Below are 14,752 nucleotides of genomic sequence, written 5' to 3' on the forward strand. Positions count from 1 at the left end.
GATATTGTGATCCAGCCGGGCTACTCGACGAACCGCACGAGGACGGCGCTGGCGAGAAAACACCCGACCAGTCCGGCGTAGGCCGCCCGGTAGCTCGCGTAGTCGGCGACGAGACCGGTGTACAGCGGGCCGAGGCTGCCGACGCCGAAGAAGACCGCCCGACTCAGCCCGTAGTCGCCGCCGAGCGAGTCGGGGGCGAGGCGAGCCATCAGGTACGCGTTCATCACGGGCCAGAAGCTCATCAGCCCGACGGCGAAGAGGCCGATCCCCGCCGCCACGACCAACGGATCCTGGCCGACGACGAGTGCCGAGAGGCCGACCGCGCCGATCAGGGGGGCGCTCGCGCCCACGCGACGGTGGCCGAACCGATCGCCGAGGCCGCCGATCGTCGGGCCGATGGCGAGGCCCACGAGAAAGACGGCCACGAACGCGCCGTTGGCCGCGGCCGGCGAGAGCCCCTTCGAGAGCCGCAGAAACGTCGGCAGGAAGCCGACGGAGGCCTGCCAGACGAGCATGTACAGGCAGAACAGCGCCAGCAGGCGGCGGACCTCCGCGGAGTCGAACAGCCGGCTCGCCGTCCGCCGGCCGTCGAGGCGTGCCAGCGAGAACACGTAGGGCTCCCCGCCCCAGCGGTGGAGGGACGCGCCGACGAGCGCGAGCGCACCGACGACGGGGAGGAAGGCGACGCGCCAACTCGCGATCGCGGTGGCCGCGACCGCCAGCCCGCCGGCGAGCGCGCTGCCGAAGCTGTAGGCGGAGGCGATGACGCCGAGCGCCCGGCCGCGCCGGCTCCCGAACGACTCGAAGACCAGCGCCATGTTCGTCGGTTCGTACAGCCCCACGCCGACGCCGACGACCGCCAGCCCGACGAGGAAGGCGAGGAACGTCGGGGCGCTCGCCACGACGAGGAAGCCGACCACGAGCACCGCGATGCTCGAGACGAGCACCGTCTTTCGCGAGAGCAGGTCGGACGAGCGCCCGCCGGGGTACATCGCGAGGGCGGCACACGCCCACATCAGCGTCAGCCCCCCGCCCGCGGTCGAGGGGGCGATGTCGAACTCCGCGATGATCGCGGGGAGCGCGGGCGCGACCACCAGCTGGCCGGCCAGCAGCGTCACGACGCCGGCCGAGAGGACCGAGAGCAGCCGACCGTGGCCGCCGACGAACGGTCTGGAGGGCGAATCGTTCACGTCCGAGGGGTGTGATATGAAGGGGTTTCGGCGTTTCGTTCGGGAAACGGCTATGGCGGTTCTCGGCGAACCCCGCGTATGAAGGTAGAGATCCTGCTGTACGAGGGGTTCGACGAACTCGACGCGATCGGCCCCTACGAGGTCTTTCGAACCGCGGCCGAGGCCGGCGGCGACCTCTCGGCCTCGCTCGTCACCCCCGACCCCGCGGAGCGGGTCACGGCGAGCCACGGCCTGCGGGTCGAACCCGACGGCGTTCTCGGCGAACCCGACCTGCTCGTGGTGCCCGGCGGCGGGTGGAGTTCCAGAAACGAGCGCGGAACGTGGGGCGAGTACGAGCGAAACGACCTCCCGCCGCTGATCGCCGAGCGATACGACCGGGGGGCGACCGTCGCCTCGGTCTGTACCGGCGCGATGCTGCTCGAACGGGCGGGACTGCTCGACGGACGGCCTGCGATCACGCACGCGAGCGCGCTGGGCGACCTGCGCGAGACGGACGCCGAAGTGATCGGGACTACCGATGGGACCGTGCCCCGCGTCGTGGACGGCGAGGAACGCGGTTCCTCTGGCCGCACGAGCGAGGCGATGCCTCGCGTCGTCGACGACGGCGACGTACTGACGGCGGGCGGCGTCACCTCGGGGATCGATCTGGCGCTGTGGCTCGTCGAACGGGAGATCGGCGAGGAACTCGCCGGAACGGTGGCGACGACCCTGGAGTACGAGCGCGGCGAGGTCTACCGTGCGTAGCTACTTCTCGCGTCGAGCGACCTCGTGGCGACCGAAGCCGTAGCGGAGCCGGTTCGCCAATCGTCGGGAGAACCGCCCTTCCTCGGGGGCGCGCGAGCCGAACCGCTCCGAGAGCGCCTGGTAGATCAACGGGAGCGCGATCTCCTGTTCGAGGGCCTCCTGAACGGTCCACGTGCCGGTCGAGCCGCCGGCGACGTAGTCGTCGACATCGCCCAGGTCCGTCCCTTCCTCTCGGAAGGCCTCCTCGCAGAGTTCGAGCAACCACGACCGGATCACCGCGCCGTTGTTCCAGGTCCGGGCGACGGCTTCGAGGTCGAGGTCGTAGCGACCCTCGTGGAGCAGTTCGAACCCTTCCCCATACGCCTGCATGAGCGCGTACTCGACGCCGTTGTGGACCATCTTCACGTAGTGGCCCGACCCGGCGGGCCCCATCCGGTCGTGGCCCGCCGGCCCGGTGGCGACGGCATCGAACGCCGGGACGAGGTCGTCGTAGGCCCACTCGGGCCCGCCGACCATCAGCGAGAAGCCCGCATCGGCGCTCGCGGGCCCGCCGGAGGTCCCGCAGTCGAGATAGGCCGCGTCGGTCGCTTCGGCGCGTTCGACCGAGCGCTGGAAGTGCGAGTTGCCCCCGTCGACGACGACGTCGTCGTTCCCGAGGTGGGGATCCAGATCGGCGAGGGTGGTGTCGACGGCCGCGCCCGCCGGGACCATGAGCCAGATCCGCTTTTCGTCGCCCAGTTTTCCCGCGAGATCCTCGACCGAGTCGGCGGGGGTAACTCCCGCCTCGGCGGCGCGCTCGACCGCCTCGCTGTCGAGGTCGTAAGCCACCACGTCGTGGCCTCCCTCGAGGAGGCGGTCCGCGACGATCAGCCCCATCCGTCCGAGTCCGACGACGCCCAGTTGCATGGTGGGTCGTCGAGAGGGCGCGGGCATACCGGTTGCGGTTCGACGGGGCGATCGGGACGCGAAGCTTTATCAAAACCCGGTCGCTCCGTTCGAGTATGAGCGTGGCGTCGTCGGTAGTACGTCGGTAGTTCTCGCTTCGACAACGCAATCCACTTACGCTCACTGGAGAGACTCACGACATGGACGACAGTTACGACCCCGGCGCGATCGAGGCGCGCTGGCGCGAGCGCTGGGCAGACGAGGACGTGTATCGCTACGAGGGGGACGAGGAGCGACCCGACTACGTCATCGACACGCCCCCGCCGTACCCGACGGGCAACCTCCACATCGGCAACGCCCTTGGCTGGTGTTACATGGACTTCGCCGCCCGCTTTCACCGTCTGCAGGGCGAGGACGTGCTCTACCCGCAGGGCTGGGACTGTCACGGTTTACCTACTGAAGTGAAAGTCGAGGAGAACCACGGCATCCACCGCACCGACGTCTCCCGCGAGGAGTTCCGCGAACTGTGTGTCGAACACACGGAATCCCAGATCGACGCGATGAAGGAGACGATGGGCCTTCTGGGATTTTCCCAGGACTGGGACCACGAGTTCCGCACGATGGACCCCGCCTACTGGGGCAAGACCCAGCGCTCGTTCGTCGAGATGCATGCGAGCGAGTACGTCTACCGCGACGAACACCCGGTCAACTGGTGTCCGCGCTGCGAGACGGCGATCGCGGACGCCGAGGTCGAAAACGAGGACCGGACGGGGACCCTCTTTACGATCCGCTTTGCGGGCGTCGAGAACGACCCGATCGAGATCGCGACCACGCGCCCCGAACTGCTCGCGGCCTGCGTCGCGGTCGCGGTCGACCCCGACGACGACCGATTCGAGGACCGGGTCGGCGAGACGTTCGAGGTGCCGATCTTCGGCCAGGAGGTCGACCTCATCGCCGACGAGGACGTCGACTCGGAGTTCGGGACCGGCGCGGTGATGATCTGTACGTTCGGCGACAAACAGGACGTGAACTGGTGGGCGGAGTACGACCTCCCTCTCAGAACCGTGTTGACCGAGGACGGCCGGCTGAACGAGCGCGCCGGCGAGTTCGAGGGGCTGACCGTCGACGAGGCCAAAGACAGGATCGCCTCGGCGCTCCAGAAAAGCGGGAACCTCCAGGACGAGGAGCCGGTCGAGCAGTCGGTGGGGACCTGCTGGCGGTGTGATACGCCCATCGAGATCCTCTCGAAGGAGCAGTGGTTCATCCGCGTGGATGGGGAGGAGATCCTCGAGAAAGCTCGGGAGGTTGAGTGGATCCCCGAGCACATGTATTCTCGGCTCCGGGAGTGGACCGAGGGAATGGAGTGGGACTGGGTGATCAGCCGCCAGCGCGTCTTCGCCACCCCGATCCCGGCGTGGTTCTGCGGGGAGTGTGAGTACGTCCACGTCGCGAGCGTCGAGGACCTGCCGGTCAAACCCACGAGCGAGTCGCCCGAGACGGCGTGTCCGGAGTGCGGTGCCGAGGACTGGCGCGGCGAAACTGATGTAATGGACACGTGGATGGACTCCTCGATCTCGGCGCTGCACGTCGCGGGCTGGCCCGACGAGGAGTTCTCGCCCGTCCAGTTGCGCGAGCAGGGCCACGACATCATCCGGACGTGGGCCTTTTACACCATCCTCCGGACCGCCGCCCTCGAGGACGAGATCCCGTGGGAGCAGGCGCTGATCAACGGGATGGTCTTCGGCGAGGACGGCCACAAGATGTCGAAGTCGCGGGGCAACTTCGTCCAGCCCGAGGAGGTCGTCGAGGACCACGGCGCCGACGCGTTCCGACAGGCGATCGCGCTCGGCGGCCAGCCGGGAAGCGACATCCAGTTCCAGTCGAAGGAGGTCACGAGCGCCTCCCGATTCCTCACCAAGCTCTGGAACATCAGTCGGTTCGCGGACAACCACCTCGACGAGCGCACGCCCGAGGTTGACGCGCCCGCGTACCGCGACGCCGACCGGTGGATCCTCACCGAACTCGATTCGGTGCTGCGGGAGGTCGAACGCGACATGGAGGCGTATCGGTTCGACGCCGCCCTCAGGGGGATCAGGGAGTTCGTCTGGCACGACCTCGCCGACGACTACCTCGAACTGATCAAGGGTCGGCTCTACGAGGGCCGTCCGGGCGAGCGAAACGCCGCCCGCCACGCGCTGTACGTCGCGCTGTCGGCCTCGCTGCGGATGCTCGCGCCGTTCTCGCCGTTCTTCACCGAGGAGATCTACCGGGAACTTCCGGGCACCGAGGGGAGCATCCACGTCGCCGACTGGCCCGCGGTCGACGTCGACTGGGATCCCGAGGAGGCCATCAGGGAGGGAAAACTCATCGCCGACGTCGCGAGCACGATCCGCGGGTGGAAGTCGGAGTCGGGGCTGGCGCTCAACGCCGACCTCGATCGGGTCGAACTCTACGCCGACGACATCGAAGGGCTCGACACCTACGACCTGAGCGGGACGGTCAACGCCCCCGTCTACATCGAGGCGGGCCGGCCGGACGTCGAACTCGTCCCCGTCGAGGTCGACCCCGACCGGAGCGTCATCGGCCCCGAGTTCCGCGACCGGGCGGGCGCGGTGCTGGGCGCGCTCTCGGAGGCCGACCCCGCCGTCGTCAAGGCTCAAAAGGAGACCGGCGAGATCGAACTCGAGGTAGAGGGAGAGACCGTCACGCTCGCGCCCGAGGCCGTCTCCGTGCGCGAGGAGCACCGCGCCGGAAGCGGCGAGGAGGTCGCGGTGCTCGAAACCGAGCGGGCGACCGTGCTCGTCTTCCCCTGAGTCGCGACGCTCGCGGGGACCCGTTTCGGACCGGGCACGGTCGATCGCCTCCTAAAGCCATAGCGTCTGCAACCCCGCCGTTTACCGATCGAGTCGTCGTACCCCGGAGTGCAATGCCCGTCAAAAATCTCGCACAGGAGGACGTCGTAACGGTCGAGCGGGACACCGAGGTATCCGAGATCGCTCGAACCATGGACGACGAGCGGGTCGGTTCGGTCGTCGTCGTCGAGGACGACGAACCGGTGGGGATCGTCACCGACCGGACGATCGGGCTGTCCGTCGGGCAGGAGGACGATCCGGCGAGCCAGACCGCCGAGGACCTGATGAGCGAGGACCCCGAGACCGTCGAGGCGGACACCGAGGCCTACGATCTCGCCGTGCGGTTCGGCGAGGCGAAGGTGCGGCGGCTCCCGGTCGTCGACGACGGGGGGAAGCTAGCGGGGATCGTCTCGCTCGACGACCTGATCGCGACGAGCGCCGAACAGTTGGAGGAGGCCGCGAAGGTCATCGAGGCCCAGTCGCCGGGCTACTCGCCGGACGAGCGATAGCCCGCCGACCGCCGCGCTTTTCCCGCCATCGCCCGCTTTCCCGGCATGGACCGACGAGTTCACGACCACGCCGAGGTGCTGGTCGACTGGAGCGCGCGCGTCGAGGCGGGCGACGACGTGGTCGTCTCCGTGGCGGAGGGCGCCCACGGCCTAGCGGTGGCCGTCGCAGAGAAGTTGGGAGAGCGCGGCGCGAACCCCCTCGTGACCTACGACTCCGACGAGGTGAGCCGGGCGTATCTCGCCGCCCACGACGGGGAGTTCAGCACGGGAGAGCACGAACTCGCGATGGTCGAGAACGCGGACGTCTACCTCCGGCTCGGCGGCGGGCGAAACACCAGCGCGCTCGCGGACGTGCCCGGCGAGGCTCGCCAGGCCCACAGTAGGGCGACCGCGCCGCTCCGGGAGGCCCGCATGGAAACCGACTGGGTTTCGACCGTCCACCCCACCCGCTCGCTCGCCCAGCAGGCGGGGATGGCCTACGAGGAGTACCGGGAGTTCGTCTACGACGCCGTTCTCAGGGACTGGGAGTCGCTCGCCGGGGAGATGGCCGAGATGAAAGAGGTCCTCGACGCGGGCAGCGAGGTCCGCATCGAGAGGGAGCGGACGGATCTGGCGATGTCGATCGAAAACCGGACGGCGGTCAACTCCGCCGCGTCCGTCAGGTACGACTCGCACAACCTGCCCTCGGGCGAGGTGTTCACCGCGCCCCACGCGACGGAGGGCGAGGTCCTCTTCGACGTTCCGATAACGGTCAACGGTAAGCGCCTGCGGGACGTCTCGTTGACCTTCGAGAACGGCGAGGTCGTCGACTTCTCGGCGGAAGCCAACGAGGACGAACTCGAAACGGTCCTCGACACCGACGAGGGCGCGCGCCGTCTCGGGGAGCTAGGGATCGGCATGAACCGCGGGATCGACCGCTTCACCGACAACGTCCTCTTCGACGAGAAGATGGGCGATACCGTGCATCTGGCCCTCGGGCGGGCCTACGACGCCTGTCTGCCCGAGGGCGAGGCGGGCAACCAGTCGGCGGTCCACGTCGACCTGATCACCGACATGAGCGACGGAGTGATGGAAGTCGACGGCGAGGTCGTTCAGAGAAACGGGGTGTTCCGCTGGGAGGACGGGTTCGAGGGATGACGGCCAACGGGTGAAAACGGGCTTGCGATCGCCGACCACAGTCAAACGGGGTCACGACGTCTCGTCGCGCACATGGCACACGAGTTCACCGACGAGGACCGCGACAAGCCAGTGAGAGTCGTCGACGGCGAGCGAGTCGGAACCGTCTCGGACGTCCGGGACGGCCGGGCGAGCGTCGAGGAGGACGAGGGGATCACCGACGCGATCAAGGAGAAACTCGGCTGGGACGACGACGACGGCTCCCACGAACTGGGCGACGCGGCGATCGAGCGCGTCGACGACGACGGGGTCTGGATCCGCCAGATCTGAGAGGGATCATCGTAGCCAACGGGATGGCGTTTTCAGGCCACAGCGCCTACTGCGGTCGCTTACCGGGCAGACGGTCGATGGGTCTCTACGATAATCTCCATGAATCAGAGGAGGAGTCCACCGACGATCACGTCCTCCAGCAGGAACATCAGGCCGACCCCGAGCGCGAACGTCGCGGCGTTGAGCCGCGTCAGAACCCGCCCGGCGTCCTCCCGGACGAGCTGGGCGACCTCGAGGATCACCTGTGCGATCGCGCCGAGCGCGACGGCGAAGAAGACCGTCGCCACGATCGGGGAGACGAGGAGCGAACCGACCCAGCCCCCGACGATCACCGTCCCGCCCGCGAGGGTGCCCATGAGCGCGAAGTGGCGAATCGGCGGGGCCTCGGCGTCGCGGGCGACGGCGGCGATGATCGTCGGTCCCTCGGTGACGTTGTGCAGCAGGAAGCCGATCACCAGCAGCGTCAGGAGACCATCCTGCCCGAGCGCGAAGGCGCTGCCGATGGCCAGCCCCTCGCCGAGGCTGTGGAGTCCCAGCGCGACGGCGACCAGATACGCGACGTGCAGGCCGTCGCCCGACCCGCCCGCGGCGACGGTTCGACGTCGCCAGACGCCGACGGCGTACATCGCGAGGAAGGTGCCGAGGAAGGCCACGAGAGCAACGGCCTCGCCGAGATACGCGGTCTCGACGCTCGCGACGAACCCGAACAGTTCGGCGACGATTTCGACTCCGACGAACGTCAGGATCCCCGCCGAGAGCGCGAGCACCCCGTGGACCAGGTGACCGTCGAGGGTCCTGATGTAGGGGAACCAGAGCATCCCGATGACGACGGGGAGGACGCCGGCGAAGAAGCCGATCACCGAAAGCGACCAGAACACCTCGAGCGAACTCGCGTCGGCGATCGCCGCCCGATCCCCGAACGGCGAGGCGAGAAACAGCGTCCCGACCGCGCATGCGAGGACGACGACGGGCCCGACCGCGAGCAGCCACCGCGGCGGGTCGACCGCGGAGAGGTCAACCGATCCCATCAGTCGCCCTCCACCGAGTGACCTGAAGTTAGACGAATCATTTGCTCTGATTAGACGGGTCTAAAATAAATGCCTTACGAGAGGAATCGTCGGGCGAGTCTACGGGGCCGCTTCGGGGACCGGCGCCACCCGGACGTGTCGGGCGACGTCCTCGGGGAGCGAGACGGGCTCGCCCTCCTCCGGCCGGACGGTCACCATTCCGAAGGGGGCGACCTCCTCGATGGCGAGGGAGACGCCGGGGTTGACCCCGCGCTCCGAGAGGTACTCGAGGATCTCGGGGTCCCGGTCGTTCACCTCCCGTACCTCGACGGTCGTCCCCGCGTCGTACTCGGCGAGCGCGTCGCCGACGGGTTCGGCGGGCGGTTCGAGGTCCGCGTTCGGGATCGGCGCGCCGTGGGGGTCGACCGTCGGGTCCTCCAGCGTCGCGGCGACGCGCTCCTCGAAGGCCTCGCTGATGTGGTGTTCGAGCCTGTCGGCCTCGTCGTGGACCTCGCTCCACGCGAAGTCGAGGTGTTCGGTGAGGTAGGCCTCCAGCAGGCGGTGGTGGCGGATCACCTCGAGGGCGACGCGCTCGCCCTCCGGGGTGAGGCTGACGCCCTTGTACTTCTCGCGGTCGGCGAGCCCCCGTTCCTCGAGCTTCGAGAGCATGCTCGTCACGGTCGGCGGCGTCACGTCGAGGTGCTCCGCGATCGCCGAGGTCCGCACTCGCTCGCCATCCCCCTCGTGTTGGAGCTGGTAGATGGCCTTGAGGTAGTCCTCCATGACGGCGCTGAGCATCATCGACCGTATTAGACGCGCCGAAACCCTAAGTCTACCGCTGTCGAACCCTCGGCTGGGACTCCGCGTCCGGTCCCGACGAACGCCGTCGCTACGGCGGTGAGAACGTGACTGAGGGGAGTAAGCCCCCTTCTGTTCGGCCCGGCATTCGGCTGAGCGCCCGCGCCCGTGTCCCCGGATCACATCCGGGGGCGTACCGAGCCGTGCTCGGTAGCGTCCGGGCTACCATACGACGCTCTCGCGTCGGGGCGCGGGCTTGCACCGGCGAGGGTGGCCGTTCCATCCGTTCTCCCCCGTCGACGCTCGGTCGGTGACTCCCCGCCCTCTCGGGCCGGGTTCGCGGACCTCATCGCTCGGGGGGAGGGGTCTCGTTTCTGTTCCAGTGCCGGCGGTCTCCCGCCCCGGGCTTGCGCCCGGTCGCCTGCCCGGACGGTGGGGGGACTTTCCTCGTTTGCGTGCCCGCAGGGCACGACACGGTGGCCGGGCTCCCTCTGCCGGTTTTCCCTACTCGGTTGCGGGGGATAAGTCGTTCGCCCGAGGGTGTCAGACGCTCTGTCCCAAACAGAAGGCTTGAAGGCGGACACACCCCACATACGGGATATGTCCGAGGCCCAGACCGTACGCCTCAGTTACGAGGACGGCCTTCGAGCCGTCGAGCTGGCGCGCGAAGCGATCGAGTCCTACGTCCGTCACGGCCAGCGCGAACAGCCGGGCAGCATGCGCGAGGCGTTCTACCAGCGGACCGGGGCGCTGGTGCGCATCGAATCGACCCGCGGGCGGGGTAGCCTGCGGGGCTGTGCCGGGTCGTATCAGTCGAGCGATCAGTTGGGCCACGTCATCGTCGATTCCGCGATCGCCGCCGCCAGCGAGGACTCGTGTGGGTCGGAACTCAACGCCGCCGAACTCGGCAGCGTGGCGGTCTCGGCCTGCATCGTCCGCGAGGTCCTCCTCACCGACGACCCGCTCGCCGACCTCGAACTCGGCCGGCACGGGGTCGCGATCGACGCCGGCAACCGGGGCGGCTGGCTCTATCCGACGATCCCCGTCGAGAACGACTGGAGCGCCAACGAGTACCTCGATCGCACCTGCCGGAAGGCCGGGTTGGCGCCGACCGCCTGGCGGGACGACGACGCGATGGTCGTCCTCTTCGGCGGCGAGGTGTTCCGCGAGCGCGAACCCAACGGCTCGGTCGAGCACCTCTCGAACCTATAACACGTCCGCAGCGTCCTCTCGCAGCCGTTCTTCCGCCGCGCCGATGTCGAACTCGCGGACGATCTCGCCCTCGGCGATCAGCGGTTCCAACAGCGCCTCCCCGTCCGCACCCTCCCGATCCGCGAGGGCGACGTGGTGGCCGCCCTCGGCCGTCCTGTAGACCTCCTTGACGCCGGGGAGCTTTCCCCGCTTCGAGATCGCCTCGCCCTCGATCTCGACGATGTCGAGCGCGAAGTCGACGGGGTCGGCGCTCGTGATCGCGCCGCCGACGCCGAACCCCTCGGCGACGTCCCGGAGTTCGCGCAGGTCAGCGGGACCGAGGCCGCCCGAGGCGAAGATCCCCACGTCGTCGTAGCCCCGCGAGTCGAGGTGCCAGCGAAGCTCCTTGAGAATGTGCTCGAAATCGCCGCGCCGGGAGCCGGTGGTGTCGATGCGCACGCTGTCGAGGTCGTCGCCGAGCGCCTCGATCGCGCCGAGCACCTCCTCGATCTCGTCGGAGAAGGTGTCACAGAGCGCGATCCGGGGGACCGCGTCGGGGACCGCCTCGTCGAACGCCCTGAAGGCGTCGCCCTGATTGCCCCGGCCGTAACAGAGCAGCAGCGCGTGGGGCATCGTCCCGCCGGCCTCTCTCCCCAGAACCTCGCCGGCGGCCACGTGGGAGAAGCCGTCGAGGCCGGCGACCAGCGCCGCCCGCTCAACGGTCGGCGCGAGCATCGGGTGGAGGTGGCGCGCGCCGAAGGAGAGTACCTGCGAGTCGGGGGCCGCCCGCCGGACGTCCAGCGCCGCGCTGAGGAAGGCGCTGGCCTGCGAGAGGAACCCGAGGATGGAGGTCTCGAAGCGCGCGAACTCCAGGTAGGGCCCCTCGATCCGCACGACCGGCCCGCCGTCGAACAGCCGTCCCTCGCGGAGCGCGTGGACCGTGAGGTCACGCCCCGACAGCAGGTGGGCGACGTCCTTCACGCCGCCGAACGCCTCGAAGGTCCCCGTGGGAAACTGGTCTGCGGTCACCTCCGCGACGACGCGGGGGTTTTTATCCGCATACTCGAGCGTCGTCTCGGTCCGCAGGAAGTAGGCGTCGGTCGCGGTGCCCTCGCGGATCGCCTCCGGCGAGAGCGTCTCGAAGGGGTTGTCCATGTGCCGGATTCGGGGGGCGACCTCGAAAAAACCACGTGGTTCTCGGGAATCCGTGGCACTCGTTGGGGCAACCTGTTTTCTTTCTCAGGAGGTGCTTCTAACAAGTGTACAAGGAAACTCACATAGTATTATCTGAGGTTATATACCTCGTATTTATCCCTAGAGACACTGCGGCACTCCCTTATGTCCTCTACGGCTAAAACACTATGTTCGTATTTTCCAGATCAGCATGAATTTATAAGCCACGAACAAGATCTATGACATAAATGATTGAGATTAGCAATCTTGTTAAATACTCAATATCTACGATGTTATTTGTAATAATTGGGGGTGCTATTGGAAACACAATATCAGGAATTTTTGGATTTCCATATTGGCCAACTGTCTCAATATCTGTAGCAATTAGATTTGGATTAGGGATGAAATTGGTGACTGATAGAGATGTTGACAATTCGACTATCAGCAAGGAGAACGTGAGTACAGAAAATGAATCTGACGAAGAAAACATAGAATGGGAAGATAACAACAAATACATAGATATAGATTCTCAGTCAGATAGCGCTATTTCTGAGATGAATAAACGTCAGAACAGTAAGTATTCTATAGGAAAGTCAAATGAAGAAATTCTCAAAGAGCAAGTGGGCCGAATAAACGACTATGTTTCTGTTCTTGAGAATAACATAATACGGATATTGGACGAGCCTGGGCCGGATCCATATAGGACAATGTTATTGTACGTTATTGGCGCTAGGTATTCCTTCGCTGAAGGATATCGAGAGTCTCCAATAGTGTACAGTAATGAACTGAAATCACATTTCAGATACAACAATACTGATATTGACGTATTTATTAGGAGAGTTCCATCGACATTCTATACCTATAATGGGCCATTCCCTTCTTATAGTGAACTAGATGACTTTTCTTTCACGGTAGGAGTTTCAGATCTTGAAACAGCGATAAATTGGGCATTAGACGATGATCTTCCCGTAGGCCTTGATGTACGCTTGGATTTTGGTTATGCGAGGATGGCCCTTCAAAACGCACGAGAGAAGTGTGAGGAAATAGAAAAGCGCGAGGCGGAAGAATATTTTTCCACTAAATCAAATAGTTCTAGATCAAACACCTATGGTGGAGTGGAATATGAGATAAAAGAATCAATACACGATATTCGTGATTATCCTATCTTCAATGAAGATGATGTCGTGTGGAGAGACTTCATGAGGACAGCAGATACTGCTCTAAGAAATGTACAAAAGGAGTCTGTAGGTGGTATTTTACATTGCATAGACCGGATGAAAGTAAAGTAGATTCATTAGAATTCAGACATGAATCGTAGATATGTCTACAAATATCAATAAATGCTACACATTTAGTACAAATTATGTGTTGTGATCACGTGGTTAGCGCCGCCGAACCAGCAGGTACGCCGCCGCGACGAGCGCCGCGAGCGCCACGGCGATCCCGAGGCCGGGCAGGTCCTCCGCGTCCTCGCCCGATCCCCCGTCCGCGCTCCCATCGTTTCCGGGGGCGCCCTCGGTCGTTCCGGGCCGGGCGTCCGCGGAGACCGCGGTGAGGGCGGCGACGTCGGGCGCGTGGGTGATCGTCACCGTGTCGTTCTCCACGCTCACGTGGTACGCCCCGTCGTAGCCGCCCTCCTCGATGACGTAGGTGTCGCTCTCGACGCGTTCGGCCCCCCAGTAGGCGAGGAGGTCGTCGAAGCCGCCCGCGAAGGTCTCGGCGTCGGCGGGCGACTCGTACGCCAGCTTCCAGACGTAGCCCAGTTCGTCGCCGTTCTCGTAGACGTGCAGTCGGTCGCCGTCCCAGCCGGCGGCGTACTCGCTCCCGTAGTCGAACATACCGTAGGGAGGCGGCTCGTCGCCCTCGTAGGCGAACCAGTCGTCGGCGGGGACCACCCACTCCCGGCCGTTGCTGTCGTACAGCGGGTTGACGAACATCGTCGTGATCGCGCCCATTCCCAGCCGGTCGTGATCCGGCCCGCCCTCGGGGTCGAGGCGCTCCCAACCCTCGGACTGGGAGTCCTCGATGGACACCTCGCGGGGGTCGTCGTCCGGGTAGCGCTCGGGGACGACGACCTGTTCGGTGCTCCGGGGCGGGTCGTCGTACACGGCGTCGACGGCCTCCCAGCCGCCCGCCCCGTGGACCGCCTCGACGAACGCGGGGCCGGCGTCGTAGGGCAGGAAGTCGAGGATCAGGACGCCAAAGTTCGCGGGTCGTCCTGGCCCCTGCTCGCCGGGGTCCTCGTTGGAGTTCCCGCCGGGGGTGACGCACTCCCAGTCGGTCCCACAGCGCTCCTCGTAGCGCGTCTCGACGTAGACGGCGTCGCCCTCGATCAGCCCGAGTTGTCCCCCGGAGCCGTCCTGCGTTCGGGCGTCGTAGTTCGCGAGCCCCCAGCGCTGGTCCTGATAGGCGTGGACGAGTTCGTGTGCGAGGGTGAGCTCGTTCAGCCGGGGTTCGGCCTCGTTCGAGACGACGACGATCTCGCCCGTCGCGGGTTCGTAGAAGCCGGCGACCGCGGCGTCCATGTTCTCCGCCTGAACCGCGGTCGCGTCCTCGTCGTCGCCGACCAGGAACAGCGCCTGGTACTTGCCGTTCCGGAAGGCCGCGGCCTCCTCGCCCGGACCGCCGCGATCGGCCCGCTCGGAGCGGAACTCCTCGCGCGTGACGACGCGGACCGGCGGGCGCTCATCGAACTCGACCCCCCGCACCTCCTCGACGCGGACCATCGCCCGCGAGACGACCGCCTCGAGTTCCGCCTCGTCCAGCCCGTCCGAGGCGTCGACGTCGAGTTCCTCGTCGGCGTCGTACTGTCGCCAGTCGGCCCCCGACTCGGGCTGTGTCTGCGCCTCGACGGGCGTACTGGGGCCGATCGCGGCCGGTCCGACCCCGGAGAGGACGACCAGCACGACGAGCGAGAACACCGCGAGACGACGCATGGTCCACGGTAGGCGCGACCG

Annotated in this window: 13 protein-coding genes and 1 other RNA gene; 7 read left to right on the plus strand and 7 right to left on the minus strand. The window is 66.3% G+C overall.

Going from position 1 to position 14,752, the window contains the following annotated elements:
• Positions 1 to 20 precede the first annotated feature (20 nt).
• On the minus strand, positions 21 to 1,190 hold the full coding sequence (locus QRT08_RS08840) for an MFS transporter (protein ID WP_286045568.1): 1,170 nt from the start codon (positions 1,188 to 1,190) through the stop codon (positions 21 to 23).
• A gap of 78 nt (positions 1,191 to 1,268) precedes the next feature.
• Between QRT08_RS08840 and QRT08_RS08845 the strand changes: the two genes are divergently transcribed.
• A complete protein-coding gene (locus QRT08_RS08845; protein WP_286045569.1) occupies positions 1,269 to 1,934 on the plus strand; it encodes a DJ-1/PfpI family protein in 666 nt (221 codons plus the stop codon).
• On the opposite strand, the gene QRT08_RS08850 is transcribed toward QRT08_RS08845, so the two are convergent.
• Positions 1,935 to 2,840 (minus strand): decarboxylating 6-phosphogluconate dehydrogenase, encoded by a 906-nt coding sequence (locus QRT08_RS08850; protein ID WP_286045570.1) that lies wholly within the window; start codon positions 2,838 to 2,840, stop codon positions 1,935 to 1,937. It abuts the gene before it with no gap.
• 179 nt (positions 2,841 to 3,019) lie between these two features.
• On the opposite strand from QRT08_RS08850, the gene QRT08_RS08855 reads away from it, so the two are divergent.
• The 4 genes from QRT08_RS08855 (at position 3,020) to QRT08_RS08870 (ending at position 7,626) form a co-directional block, all read left to right on the plus strand.
• Positions 3,020 to 5,632 (plus strand): valine--tRNA ligase, encoded by a 2,613-nt coding sequence (locus QRT08_RS08855; RefSeq protein WP_286045571.1) that lies wholly within the window; start codon positions 3,020 to 3,022, stop codon positions 5,630 to 5,632.
• A 113-nt stretch (positions 5,633 to 5,745) separates the two neighbouring features.
• Positions 5,746 to 6,180: a CBS domain-containing protein gene (locus QRT08_RS08860; RefSeq protein WP_286045572.1), complete on the plus strand. Its 435-nt coding sequence runs from the start codon at positions 5,746 to 5,748 to the stop codon at positions 6,178 to 6,180.
• Between the two features lie 45 nt (positions 6,181 to 6,225).
• Positions 6,226 to 7,317 (plus strand): aminopeptidase, encoded by a 1,092-nt coding sequence (locus QRT08_RS08865; protein ID WP_286045573.1) that lies wholly within the window; start codon positions 6,226 to 6,228, stop codon positions 7,315 to 7,317.
• Between the two features lie 72 nt (positions 7,318 to 7,389).
• On the plus strand, positions 7,390 to 7,626 hold the full coding sequence (locus QRT08_RS08870; RefSeq protein WP_286045574.1) for a hypothetical protein: 237 nt from the start codon (positions 7,390 to 7,392) through the stop codon (positions 7,624 to 7,626).
• 104 nt (positions 7,627 to 7,730) lie between these two features.
• Here QRT08_RS08870 and QRT08_RS08875 read toward each other — a convergent pair whose 3' ends face one another.
• From QRT08_RS08875 to rnpB, 3 genes are all read right to left on the minus strand, one after another.
• Entirely contained in the window at positions 7,731 to 8,654 is a 924-nt protein-coding gene (locus QRT08_RS08875; protein WP_286045575.1) for a ZIP family metal transporter, read from the minus strand.
• A gap of 99 nt (positions 8,655 to 8,753) precedes the next feature.
• Complete coding sequence (locus QRT08_RS08880; RefSeq protein WP_369684824.1) at positions 8,754 to 9,434, minus strand: metal-dependent transcriptional regulator; 681 nt, start codon at positions 9,432 to 9,434, stop codon at positions 8,754 to 8,756.
• A 106-nt stretch (positions 9,435 to 9,540) separates the two neighbouring features.
• Positions 9,541 to 9,927: RNase P RNA component (gene rnpB, locus QRT08_RS08885), an RNA gene on the minus strand.
• A gap of 104 nt (positions 9,928 to 10,031) precedes the next feature.
• Between rnpB and QRT08_RS08890 the strand changes: the two genes are divergently transcribed.
• Positions 10,032 to 10,643, plus strand: coding sequence for a TIGR00296 family protein (locus tag QRT08_RS08890; RefSeq protein ID WP_286045576.1), 612 nt, complete (start codon positions 10,032 to 10,034; stop codon positions 10,641 to 10,643).
• On the opposite strand, the gene QRT08_RS08895 is transcribed toward QRT08_RS08890, so the two are convergent.
• On the minus strand, positions 10,638 to 11,777 hold the full coding sequence (locus tag QRT08_RS08895) for a nicotinate phosphoribosyltransferase (RefSeq protein WP_286045577.1): 1,140 nt from the start codon (positions 11,775 to 11,777) through the stop codon (positions 10,638 to 10,640). The genes QRT08_RS08890 and QRT08_RS08895 overlap by 6 nt on opposite strands.
• A gap of 266 nt (positions 11,778 to 12,043) precedes the next feature.
• Between QRT08_RS08895 and QRT08_RS08900 the strand changes: the two genes are divergently transcribed.
• A complete protein-coding gene (locus tag QRT08_RS08900) occupies positions 12,044 to 13,084 on the plus strand; it encodes a hypothetical protein (RefSeq protein ID WP_286045578.1) in 1,041 nt (346 codons plus the stop codon).
• A 93-nt stretch (positions 13,085 to 13,177) separates the two neighbouring features.
• Here the strand turns inward: QRT08_RS08900 and QRT08_RS08905 are convergent, their stop codons facing one another.
• The gene (locus QRT08_RS08905; protein WP_286045579.1) at positions 13,178 to 14,731 is read right to left on the minus strand and encodes an Hvo_1808 family surface protein; all 1,554 of its coding nucleotides are present in this window, start codon (positions 14,729 to 14,731) and stop codon (positions 13,178 to 13,180) included.
• Positions 14,732 to 14,752 lie beyond the last annotated feature (21 nt).

The organism is Halalkalicoccus sp. NIPERK01, from assembly GCF_030287405.1.
Lineage (GTDB): Archaea > Halobacteriota > Halobacteria > Halobacteriales > Halalkalicoccaceae > Halalkalicoccus.

Coding starts and splice junctions, on each gene's coding strand:
- QRT08_RS08845 (WP_286045569.1), top strand. CDS start 1,269: ATGAAGGTAGAGATCCTGCTGTACGAGGGGTTCGACGAACTCGACGCG.
- QRT08_RS08850 (WP_286045570.1), bottom strand. CDS start 2,840: ATGCAACTGGGCGTCGTCGGACTCGGACGGATGGGGCTGATCGTCGCG.
- QRT08_RS08855 (WP_286045571.1), top strand. CDS start 3,020: ATGGACGACAGTTACGACCCCGGCGCGATCGAGGCGCGCTGGCGCGAG.
- QRT08_RS08860 (WP_286045572.1), top strand. CDS start 5,746: ATGCCCGTCAAAAATCTCGCACAGGAGGACGTCGTAACGGTCGAGCGG.
- QRT08_RS08865 (WP_286045573.1), top strand. CDS start 6,226: ATGGACCGACGAGTTCACGACCACGCCGAGGTGCTGGTCGACTGGAGC.
- QRT08_RS08870 (WP_286045574.1), top strand. CDS start 7,390: ATGGCACACGAGTTCACCGACGAGGACCGCGACAAGCCAGTGAGAGTC.
- QRT08_RS08875 (WP_286045575.1), bottom strand. CDS start 8,654: ATGGGATCGGTTGACCTCTCCGCGGTCGACCCGCCGCGGTGGCTGCTC.
- QRT08_RS08880 (WP_369684824.1), bottom strand. CDS start 9,434: ATGATGCTCAGCGCCGTCATGGAGGACTACCTCAAGGCCATCTACCAG.
- QRT08_RS08890 (WP_286045576.1), top strand. CDS start 10,032: ATGTCCGAGGCCCAGACCGTACGCCTCAGTTACGAGGACGGCCTTCGA.
- QRT08_RS08895 (WP_286045577.1), bottom strand. CDS start 11,777: ATGGACAACCCCTTCGAGACGCTCTCGCCGGAGGCGATCCGCGAGGGC.
- QRT08_RS08900 (WP_286045578.1), top strand. CDS start 12,044: ATGATTGAGATTAGCAATCTTGTTAAATACTCAATATCTACGATGTTA.
- QRT08_RS08905 (WP_286045579.1), bottom strand. CDS start 14,731: ATGCGTCGTCTCGCGGTGTTCTCGCTCGTCGTGCTGGTCGTCCTCTCC.